This is a genomic window from Allobosea sp., from assembly GCF_036675845.1.
Classification (GTDB): domain Bacteria; phylum Pseudomonadota; class Alphaproteobacteria; order Rhizobiales; family Beijerinckiaceae; genus Allobosea.
On the sequence record NZ_JAKFED010000101.1, the window covers coordinates 1 to 9387 of the forward strand.

Genomic DNA, 9387 nt, shown 5'->3' on the forward strand with positions numbered 1-9387 from the left:
AAGCCCTTGATCGCCTTGTCGGCCTCGGCGATCCCATCCGAGAAGGCGACGACCGGCGCACCGGCCCGGCGGATCGCGTCGACATCTGCCGGCGCCAGCGCCGCGATCAGCCTCTCGGAATTCCCGATCACGTCCTCGACGAAGCGGGTGATCACCCGGCGCACCAGCTCGTTGCTGGCGCGCGGCTTCTCCAGCCCCGGATGCAAGTGCTCGATCTCGTCGAGCAGCCCGGCGAGGAAGGGCACGGCGCGCAGTTCGGAGAGTTCGAAAAACCCGGCCCGCAGCCCGTCGTCGATGTCGTGGGCGTTATAGGCGATGTCGTCGGCCAGCGCCGCGGCCTGCGCCTCGGCCGAGGCATGGCTGTCTAGCCAGAGGTCCTGCTTCTCCTGATATTCGAGGATCGCCGCCGGGATGCCGGTCGCGGCATAGCGCGCCACCGGCCGGCCATCGGCTGCGAGCAGCGGGCCGTTGTGCTTGACCAGCCCTTCCAGCGTCTCCCAGGTCAGGTTCAGCCCGTCGAAGCCGGCATAGCGGCACTCCAGCCGGGTCACGATCCGCAGCGTCTGGGCGTTGTGGTCGAAGCCGCCGAAGCCCTGCATGCAGGCATCGAGCGCGTCCTCGCCGGTATGGCCGAAGGGCGTGTGGCCGAGATCATGCGCCAGCGCCAGCGCCTCGGCGAGGTCCTCGTCGAGCCCCAGCGCCCGGGCCAGGGCCCGCGCGATCTGCGCGACCTCGATCGAATGGGTCAGGCGGGTGCGGAAATGATCGCCCTCATGCGAGACGAAGACCTGGGTCTTGTGCTTCAGCCGGCGGAAGGCGGTGGAATGGATGATGCGGTCGCGGTCGCGCTGGAACGGGTTGCGCGTCGCCGAATCCGGTTCCGCCACCAGCCGGCCGCGGCTCGTCGCGGTGCGGCAGGCGTAAGGCGCGCGCCAGCGGTCGCCGGGCTCGCGCGGATGAAGCGGATCTGGTGCTGGCGCCATGTTCGCTCGCTGCATCTTCGCTGGCTGCATCTTCGCTGGGTGCTTGGCTGCCCGTCGGCGGACGCGGCTTGAACGGGCGCGTGCAGGCCATTACCTTTGCAATCGAGGCAGGAGCAAGGATGTTCTGCGCATGACCACCACGATCGAGGCCAATCCGCACGCGATCTCGCTGACCGACAAGGCGGCGGGGCGCATCGTCGCGGTCATGGCCAAGGAGCCGCCCGGCTCGATGCTGCGCGTCAGCGTCGCCGGCGGCGGCTGCTCGGGCTTCCAGTATGTCTTCGACATCGACCGCGAAAAGGCGCCGGGCGATCTCGTCATCGAGCGCAGCGGCGCGACGGTGCTGATCGACGAAACCTCGCTCGACCTGCTCGAAGGCTGCACGATCGACTTCGTCGACGATCTCGTCGGCCAGTCGTTCAAGATCACCAATCCGAACGCCACGGCCTCCTGCGGCTGCGGGACCTCGTTCGCGCTCTGACACAGGGCGTCATGCTCGGGCTTGCCCCGAGCATCTCTTCGCGCGTGTGGGATATGATCGGCGAGCCCATCTCGTCATGAGATGATCGGGGCAAGCCCGACCATGACGCTCGCGTGGCCGGCTCAGTGCGACGAGATCGCCCCGCCATGCTCGAGCCTGATCTCGGCGGCCATCAGCCCCTTCGGCCCCGGCCCGTAGCGGACCAGCACGGTCTGGCCGGGGATCAGCTCGACGATGCCGTAACGGCGCAGCGTCTCCATATGGACGAAGATGTCGGGCGAGCCCTCGCCTGCCGAGACGAAGCCGAAGCCGCGCAGGCGGTTGAACCACTTCACCACCATGCGCTCGAGCCCGCTCGTCGGCGTCACCGTCGCATTGGTGCGCGGCATCGGCATCTCGGAGGGATGACGGCCGGCGGAGGTGTCGATCGAGAGCACGCGGATCGCCTGGCGGCCGCGCGGCTTCTCGATCACCTCGAGCACGATGCGGGCACCTTCGGCGATGGCGTTGAAGCCGTCGCGCTTCAGGATGGTGACATGGACGAGGACGTCGCTGCCGCCATCTTCCGCCACGACGAAGCCGTAGCCCTTGCTGACATCGAACCATTTGACGTGGCCGGCCAACTCGGTGCCCGTCTCGACGCCGCCTCCGTCTGGCCCGTCGAGCCGCATGACCCGGTTGAGCGATTGGATCGGACCGACCGGGGGTCGCCCATTATCGCCATACTCGTCGGACATGGGCCGCTCATCTCCGCGCGAAACCTGATTCGTCTTGCAACGATAGCATTGCAGCGGACTCGCGAAACAGCGCCAACCCTCTCATCCACATGATCGCGCACAGGATCGCGGCGGGAAAACGCGCCTGGAGCGGCTTGGCAGGCTGCTTGCGCCGCAAGAAGCCCCGGCCGGCCGTCGCCATGCAGCCTCGCCTTCCGGAGCCGAAGCCGCGGCGATTCCATGCGGAGGCCTCCGGGTCTAGGATCGGCAGGTCCGCCATGGAGATCCCCGCAGATGCCCGATCTTGCGACGCTGATGCTGTTCACCGCCGCGTGCGCCGTCCTGACCGCGACGCCCGGCCCGGACATGCTGCTGATCGCCTCGCGCAGCCTCGGCCAGGGGCGCCTGGCGGGCTTCGTCACCTATGCCGGCATCGCGACCGGCAGCTATCTGCAGGCGCTCGCGGCCGCCTATGGCCTGTCGCAGCTCTTCCTTTTGGTGCCGGCCGCCTATGACGCCCTGCGCTGGGCTGGCGCAGCCTATCTGCTCTACCTCGCCTGGAAGACCCTGCACGGCCCCGCCATGCTGTTCTCTCCGGCGGCGGAGACCGGTACCGCACCGCTGCGCCAGATCTTCCTGCAGGGCCTGCTGACCAATCTGCTGAACCCGAAGATGGCGCTGTTCATGCTGGCGCTGCTGCCGCAGTTCCTGCGGCCCGAGGCCGGCTCGCTCCTGCTGCAGGTGGTCGTTCTGGCGACGATCCTCAACCTGATGGGCCTCGCCACCAACGGCCTCGTCATCCTGGCGGCGAACCGGCTCGGCCGGCTGATGTCGGCCCGGCCCGGCCTGGCGCGCTGGCCGCAGCGGGTCCTGGGCGCGGTCTTCGGGGGGCTCGCCTTGCGCCTCGCCTTCGCCTCGCGGGATTGAACAGGCACGTCATGCTCGGGCTCGACCCGAGCATCGCCTGCAAGAGATTCCCGGGTCTGCGCTTCGCTTCGCCCGGGAATGACGCCTGCTTCAGTTCGCCAGCCGCGCCAGCGCGGCGCCGATCTCGCCGCGCACGACGAGGTCGGCGATCGGGTCGAGATCGGTCGGCTCGCGGTTGAGGATCACGAGCTTGGCGCCATTGCGCTTGGCGACGACCGGAAAGCTCGCGGCCGGGAACACCACCAGGGAGGAGCCGGCGACGAGATAGAGATCGGCCGACAGCGTCATCTCATGGGCGCGCAGCATCTGGCGCTGCGGCATCTGCTGGCCGAAGGAGATCGTCGCGGCCTTCACCACGCCGCCGCAGATCAGGCAGTCGGGCGGCTCGCCGCTGGCCTCGAACTCCTGGCGGATCGCCGCCAGCTCATGGCGCCAGCTGCAGGTCAGGCAGGTCGCATAGGTGCCGTTGCCGTGGAGCTCGATCACCGCCTCATTGGCGATGCCCGATGCCTGGTGCAGCCCGTCGATGTTCTGGGTGATCACGCCAGGCGCCCGCCCTTCCGCCACCAGCGTCGCCAGCGCCCGGTGGCCGCGATTGGGCCGGGCATCGGGGCAATGATCGTCCATCGCGAATTTGCGCCGCCACGCCTCGGCCCTGGCCTCCCGGCTGCTGACGAAAACATCGAACGGGATCGGCTTGTTGACCATCCAGGGCGAGCCCGGCGAGCGGAAATCGGGCACGCCCGATTCGGTCGAGATGCCGGCGCCGGTGAAGGGGACGATCACCCGGGCGCGGTCGAGCATGGCATGCAGTTCCTCGATCGCCTCGTGCGTCTCCTCGTCCATGCCGCCGGCTCTCCCGATTTCTGTCTCGCAGCCGAATATGGCTGCGGGCGCTCCACGGTCCAAGACTGCCGGACGGTGGCCGTTGACGGCGCGTCGCGGGCGCCGCAATGCTCGCCCATGCCTTCGCCGTCCCCTGCCCCGCTGAACCCCGACCTCATCGACACCGCCACCCCGCCGATTCCCGAGGCGCAGGGCTGGGCGAAAGCCTATGACGGCCGCAACGGCCCGCTGATCGACCTGTCGCAGGCCGTGCCGGGCTCGCCGCCGCCGGCCGAATTGCTGGCGCGCCTCGCCGAGGCCGCCGCCCGGCCCGAGCAGACCCGCTATGGCGCCATCGTCGGCGACCTGGCCCTGCGCGATGCCTATGCCGCCGAGAGCAGCGCCTTCTATGGCGCGCCGATCTCTCCCGGCGAGATCGCGATCAGCGCCGGCTGCAACCAGGCCTATGTCGTGACGATGATGGCGCTGGCCCGGGCCGGCGACAATGTGCTGCTGCCGACGCCCTGGTATTTCAACCATGAGATGACGTTGAACATGCTCGGCGTCGAGCCGCGCCCGTTGCCCTGCGACCCGGCACAGGGATTCGTGCCGGACGTGGCGATCGCCGAGCGCCTGATCGACGCGCGCACCCGCGCCATCGTGCTGGTGACGCCGAACAATCCGACCGGCGCGGTCTATCCGCCGGCGACCATCGCCGCCTTCGCCGCGCTCTGCCGCAGGCGCGGCCTCTGGCTGGTCCTCGACGAGACCTATCGCGACTTCCTGCCCGAGGGCGTTGGCCGCTCGCATGAACTCTTTTCCGCAAGCGACTGGCGTGATTCGCTGATCGGCCTCTACAGCTTCTCCAAGGCCTATGCCGTCCCGGGCTGGCGGCTGGGGGCGATCACCGCCGGCGAGAAGGTGCTGGCGCAGATCGGCAAGGTGCTCGACTGCATCCAGATCAGCCCCGTCCGGGCCGGCCAGAGCGCCATCGCCTGGGGCATCGACGGCATCCGCGCCTGGCGCGAGGGCAACCGCATCGAGATCAACGCCCGCGCCGGATTGTTCCGGCAGGCGCTGGCGCCGCTGAACGGCTGGCAGGTGCTCGCGGCCGGCGCCTATTTCGCCTATGTCGCCCATCCTTTCGAAGGCATTCCGGCGGCGGAGGTCGTCCGCCGGCTGGTGCAGGAGCGCGGCGTTCTCGCTTTGCCCGGCCCCTATTTCGGCCCGGGCCAGGAGCAGCATCTGCGCATCGCCATCGCCAATGTCGGCGCCGAACGGCTCGGCGAGCTCGGCGACCGGCTGCGTGGTTTCACGCTCGCATGATCGGAGGTTTGCCGATGTCGCAGGAAAACCGCCGGACGGCGCTCCCTCTCGGCCGGGCCCTGCTCGCCGCCGCCCTGCTCTGCGCACCAGCGCTGGCCGGCGCGCAGGAGCGGGCGCAGGAAGATTCCTATTCGCCCGCCTACAAGACCTGCATGGACAAGTCGGGCGGCGTCACCGCCGCCATGCTGGACTGCGGCAGCGCCGAATACGCGAAGCTCGATGCCGCCCTGAACGCCGCCTATCGCGCGGCGACGAACGGGCTCGAAGCGGAGCAGCGCAACCTGCTGCGCGACACGCAGCGCGCCTGGCTCGCCTATCGCGATTCGAGCTGCTCCTTCATGTCCCGGCTGGGCGACCGTGGCACGATGGCCTCGCTCTCCGACCAGAGCTGCCTGATGCGCGTCACGGCCGAGCGCACGCGTTGGCTCAAGGACCTCGCGCCGCTCTGACCCCGCCGCGACCGATCCAGCGGACCGGCCGTCCCGCTCAGCGCAGCAAGGCCGCGTAGCGCTCGCGATAAGCCCAGACCAGCAGCGCGCCGCTGACGATCAGGATGATCGCGACCGGGATCCCGGCCGGGTTGATGGCGAAATGGAACAGCACGATCACCGCCATCACCGGCGCGATCAGGGCGAGCCCGAAGGCCGGCACGACATTGAACAGCAGGCTCAGGCCCCCGATCAGGTTCACCGCCTTGAGGAAGGGCCAGAAGAAGCCGGCATTCTGCAGGGCCAGCTCGAAGGCGAGCCCGCGCTCGGAGACCGGCGGGTGGATCAGGTGGTTGCCCGTCGCCAGCCACCAGAAGCCATCGACGGCACTGACGAGGAAAAGCAGGCCGAGCACGGTGCGCGGCAGGGCGACCATCAGGAAATTGCGCATGAGGTTCCGTCGAGAGTTCTTGGAAGGGCGGCCCGGGAAGAGGGCCGGCGCGCAGCGCTTGTTAGCGGTTGAGCGCTTTTCCGCGAGCCGTCATTCTCGGGCGGAGCGAAGCGCAGACCCGAGAATCTCGTGACAAGAAGGCGCCGATCAGCGCCTCATCCGGCCTGAGATGCTCGGGTCAAGCCCGAGCATGACGGCTTTCCTCACATCGTCGCACCAATCTGCCAGGGCACGAATTCGGCATCGCCATAGCCGAGCTGCTCGGATTTCGAGTGCTCGCCCGAGGCGATCTTCAGGAGCTTCTCGAAGATCTCCTGGCCCTTCGCCTCCAGCGTCACGCCGTCGAGCACGTCGCCGCAATTGATGTCCATGTCGTCGATCATCTTCTCGTAGATCGGCGTGTTGGTGGCGAGCTTGACCGAGGGCGTCGGCTTGCAGCCATAGGCCGAGCCGCGGCCGGTGGTGAAGGCGAGGATATTGGCGCCGCCGGCGACCTGCCCGGTCGCCGCGACGGGGTCGTAGCCGGGCGTGTCCATGTAGACGAAGCCCTTGTCCTTGACCTGCTCGGCATAGTGGTAGACCGCCGCCAGCGTCTTGGTGCCGCCCTTGGCCGCGGCGCCGAGCGACTTCTCCAGGATGGTCGTCAGCCCGCCGGCCTTGTTGCCGGGCGACGGGTTGTTGTTCATGTCCATCCGGGCCCGCGCCGTATAGTCCTCCCACCACTTGATGATGCCGACCAGCTTCTCGCCGACCTCGCGCGTCGCCGCGCGGCGGGTGAGCAGATGCTCGGCGCCGTAGATCTCCGGCGTTTCGGAGAGGATCGCGGTGCCGCCCTGCTCGACCAGGATGTCGACCGCAGCGCCCAGCGCCGGATTGGCGGTGATGCCGGAATAGCCGTCCGAGCCGCCGCATTGCAGGGCCAGCATCAGTTCGGAGGCCGGCACGGTCTCGCGCTTCGCCTTGTTGGCGATCGGCAGCATCACCTTCAGCGCCTCGACCCCGGCCGCGACCGCCTTCTTGGTGCCGCCGGTCTCCTGGATGGTCAGCGTGCGGAAGACGTCGCTCTCCTCGACGCCATAGGCATCCTTCATCCGTTTGATCTGGAAGCCCTCGCAGCCGAGGCCGACGACGAGCACCGCCGCCATGTTCGGATTGCAGGCATAGCCCCAGGTGGTGCGCTTCAGCACCTCGAAGCTCTCGCCATTATAGTCGATGCCGCAGCCGGTGCCGTGGGTCAGCGCGATCACGCCGTCGACATTGGGATAGTCGGCGAGGATGCCCGAGCGCTTGACCTCCTCGGCCATGAAACGTGCCGCCGAGGCCGAGCAGTTCACCGAGGTGAGGATGCCGACATAATTGCGGGTGCCGGCGCGGCCGTCCTTGCGGCGAAAGCCCTCGAAGGTCGCCTGGCTCTCGACCGGCAGCACGAATTCCGGCTTCGCCTCGGCGCAGAAGGCATAGTCGCGCTCGAAGGCATGGAAGCCGGTATTGTGCTCGTGCACCCATTCGCCGGGCGGGATGTCGACCGTGGCGAAGCCGATGATCTGGCCGAACTTGCGGATCGGCTCGTCCTTGGCGATGGCGCTGAGCGCCAGCTTGTGGCCGCGCGGGATGCGCTTCAGCGCCGTCACCCCGGCCGCACTGACCCCGACATCGACGGGATCGACCGCGACCGCGACATTGTCGGCGGCGTTGAGCTTCAGCGTGCGCGGCGGAATGGCTTTGTCGAGCATGGCATTGACCTTGGCTGGCGGCGTCCTGCTGGCTTGCCGCCCTCGCCCCAAGCAATGCCCCGATCATGGCCTTTTTTCAATCGGTTGAAAGAAGAAGCGGGCTTGCGCCCAGCGCGAGGCGGGGCATGCCAGTTCGATAATCTCCTCGTCATTCCGGCCGCAGCGAAGCGCAGTGCCGGAATGACGGAAGATCGGGCGCAGGATCGCCTACTCAGTCCAGCCGCAGCTCGTGCAGCACCTGCTCGACGATCGCCTCCTTGCTGGCGTCCACCGGCACCACCAGCGGCCGCTCGTCCACCCCCGGCTCCTCCAGCGTCGCGAACTGGCTGTCGAGCAGCGCCGGCGGCATGAAATGGTGCTGGCGCGCCGCCATGCGCGCGCCGATCAGCTCGCGCGAGCCCTTGAGATAGACCAGCGCCACATCCGGCCGGTTCCCGACGATGACCTCGCGATAGGCCCGCTTCAGCGCCGAGCAGGTGACGATGCCGTTGCCGCCCGTGGCGCGCAATTCGTCGATCCAGGCCGCGATCGCCGCCAGCCAGGGCTTGCGGTCCTCGTCGGTCAGCGGAATGCCGCTCGACATTTTGGCGACGTTTTCCGGCGGATGGAAGGAATCGGCGTCGCGGAAGGGCCAGCCGAGCCGCTGCGCCAGGCGCTCGCCCAGCGAGGTCTTGCCTGAGCTGGCGACGCCCATGACGACGATGACGGCCGGCTTGCCGGCGGGCTGCGTGCTGTCCATCGCCTCAGTCCTGCTTCTTCGGCTCGACATGGCCGCCGAAGCCGGCGCGCATCGCCGAGAGCACCTTCTCGGCGAAGGTGTGGTCCTTGCGCGAACGGAAGCGGGTGTAGAGCGAGGAGGTCAGCACCTCGGCCGGCGTCGCGGTCTCGACCGCGGCCTGCACGGTCCAGCGCCCCTCGCCCGAATCCGAGACATGGCCGGAATAGGCCGAAAGCTCCTCGTCGGCGGCGAGCGCCGAGGCGGTGAGGTCGAGCAGCCAGGAGGTCACGACCGAGCCGCGCCGCCAGACCTCGGAAATCTCGGCGACGTCGAAGTCGAAGCCGTATTCCTCCGGCAAGCCCTCCTTGGCCGAGGCATTGCGCAAGAGGTCGAAACCCTCCGCGAAAGCCTGCATCATGCCGTATTCGATGCCGTTATGGACCATCTTGACGAAATGCCCGGCGCCGGCCGGCCCGCAATGCAGATAACCCTGCTCGGCGGTCGGATTGCGGCCCTCGCGATGGCCGGTCGGCTCAATCTCGCCCTTGCCCGGTGCCAGCGCCTGGAAGATCGGCTCGAGCCGGTCGAAGACGCCCTTGTCGCCGCCGATCATCAGGCAATAGCCGCGCTCCAGCCCGTGCACGCCGCCCGAGGTGCCGATGTCGAGATAGTGCAGCCCCTTGGCGGCAAGCTCGCGGCCGCGCCGGACATCGTCCTTCCAGAAGGCGTTGCCGCCGTCGATCAGCGTGTCGCCGGGCGCCAGCATGCCGGAAAGCTCGTTCAGGGTCGCTTCGGTGAT

At 68.4% G+C, this 9387-nt stretch carries 11 protein-coding genes; 4 read left to right on the forward strand and 7 right to left on the reverse strand.

The window, feature by feature from the left end:
* Positions 1–983, reverse strand: a 983-nt coding sequence (locus tag V6M56_RS11410; RefSeq protein ID WP_332683763.1) for a deoxyguanosinetriphosphate triphosphohydrolase, incomplete at its 3' end; no start/stop codon positions are given.
* 130 nt (positions 984–1113) lie between these two features.
* Between V6M56_RS11410 and V6M56_RS11415 the strand changes: the two genes are divergently transcribed.
* On the forward strand, positions 1114–1464 hold the full coding sequence (locus V6M56_RS11415) for a HesB/IscA family protein (RefSeq protein WP_332683764.1): 351 nt from the start codon (positions 1114–1116) through the stop codon (positions 1462–1464).
* A 122-nt stretch (positions 1465–1586) separates the two neighbouring features.
* Here V6M56_RS11415 and V6M56_RS11420 read toward each other — a convergent pair whose 3' ends face one another.
* The gene (locus tag V6M56_RS11420) at positions 1587–2201 is read right to left on the reverse strand and encodes a cold-shock protein (protein ID WP_442881138.1); all 615 of its coding nucleotides are present in this window, start codon (positions 2199–2201) and stop codon (positions 1587–1589) included.
* Between the two features lie 273 nt (positions 2202–2474).
* On the opposite strand from V6M56_RS11420, the gene V6M56_RS11425 reads away from it, so the two are divergent.
* Positions 2475–3107 carry a LysE family translocator gene (locus V6M56_RS11425; RefSeq protein ID WP_332683765.1) on the forward strand — a complete coding sequence of 211 codons (633 nt, stop codon included), beginning with the start codon at positions 2475–2477 and terminating at the stop codon, positions 3105–3107.
* 90 nt (positions 3108–3197) lie between these two features.
* Here the strand turns inward: V6M56_RS11425 and V6M56_RS11430 are convergent, their stop codons facing one another.
* Positions 3198–3953: an SIR2 family NAD-dependent protein deacylase gene (locus tag V6M56_RS11430; protein WP_332683767.1), complete on the reverse strand. Its 756-nt coding sequence runs from the start codon at positions 3951–3953 to the stop codon at positions 3198–3200.
* Positions 3954–4070: 117 nt separating this feature from the next.
* Between V6M56_RS11430 and V6M56_RS11435 the strand changes: the two genes are divergently transcribed.
* Together V6M56_RS11435 and V6M56_RS11440 are read left to right on the forward strand one after the other, a co-directional pair.
* Positions 4071–5258: an aminotransferase gene (locus V6M56_RS11435; RefSeq protein ID WP_332683769.1), complete on the forward strand. Its 1188-nt coding sequence runs from the start codon at positions 4071–4073 to the stop codon at positions 5256–5258.
* Positions 5259–5272: 14 nt separating this feature from the next.
* The gene (locus V6M56_RS11440; protein WP_332683770.1) at positions 5273–5707 is read left to right on the forward strand and encodes a lysozyme inhibitor LprI family protein; all 435 of its coding nucleotides are present in this window, start codon (positions 5273–5275) and stop codon (positions 5705–5707) included.
* A 37-nt stretch (positions 5708–5744) separates the two neighbouring features.
* Here V6M56_RS11440 and V6M56_RS11445 read toward each other — a convergent pair whose 3' ends face one another.
* The 4 genes from V6M56_RS11445 to gnd form a co-directional block, all read right to left on the reverse strand.
* Complete coding sequence (locus V6M56_RS11445) at positions 5745–6137, reverse strand: hypothetical protein (RefSeq protein ID WP_332683772.1); 393 nt, start codon at positions 6135–6137, stop codon at positions 5745–5747.
* A 203-nt stretch (positions 6138–6340) separates the two neighbouring features.
* The gene (locus V6M56_RS11450) at positions 6341–7870 is read right to left on the reverse strand and encodes a UxaA family hydrolase (RefSeq protein WP_332683774.1); all 1530 of its coding nucleotides are present in this window, start codon (positions 7868–7870) and stop codon (positions 6341–6343) included.
* Between the two features lie 211 nt (positions 7871–8081).
* Positions 8082–8609, reverse strand: a complete 528-nt coding sequence (locus V6M56_RS11455) for a gluconokinase (RefSeq protein WP_332683776.1) — start codon at positions 8607–8609, stop codon at positions 8082–8084.
* Between the two features lie 4 nt (positions 8610–8613).
* Positions 8614–9387, reverse strand: a 774-nt coding sequence (gene gnd, locus V6M56_RS11460; protein WP_332683778.1) for a phosphogluconate dehydrogenase (NAD(+)-dependent, decarboxylating), incomplete at its 5' end; no start/stop codon positions are given.

What these genes read in the sequence shown, in the direction of transcription:
- V6M56_RS11450 (WP_332683774.1), bottom strand. Translation starts at nt 7,870, where the DNA reads ATGCTCGACAAAGCCATTCCGCCGCGCACGCTGAAGCTCAACGCCGCC.
- V6M56_RS11420 (WP_442881138.1), bottom strand. Translation starts at nt 2,201, where the DNA reads ATGTCCGACGAGTATGGCGATAATGGGCGACCCCCGGTCGGTCCGATC.
- V6M56_RS11425 (WP_332683765.1), top strand. Translation starts at nt 2,475, where the DNA reads ATGCCCGATCTTGCGACGCTGATGCTGTTCACCGCCGCGTGCGCCGTC.
- V6M56_RS11435 (WP_332683769.1), top strand. Translation starts at nt 4,071, where the DNA reads ATGCCTTCGCCGTCCCCTGCCCCGCTGAACCCCGACCTCATCGACACC.
- V6M56_RS11415 (WP_332683764.1), top strand. Translation starts at nt 1,114, where the DNA reads ATGACCACCACGATCGAGGCCAATCCGCACGCGATCTCGCTGACCGAC.
- V6M56_RS11445 (WP_332683772.1), bottom strand. Translation starts at nt 6,137, where the DNA reads ATGCGCAATTTCCTGATGGTCGCCCTGCCGCGCACCGTGCTCGGCCTG.
- V6M56_RS11455 (WP_332683776.1), bottom strand. Translation starts at nt 8,609, where the DNA reads ATGGACAGCACGCAGCCCGCCGGCAAGCCGGCCGTCATCGTCGTCATG.
- V6M56_RS11430 (WP_332683767.1), bottom strand. Translation starts at nt 3,953, where the DNA reads ATGGACGAGGAGACGCACGAGGCGATCGAGGAACTGCATGCCATGCTC.
- V6M56_RS11440 (WP_332683770.1), top strand. Translation starts at nt 5,273, where the DNA reads ATGTCGCAGGAAAACCGCCGGACGGCGCTCCCTCTCGGCCGGGCCCTG.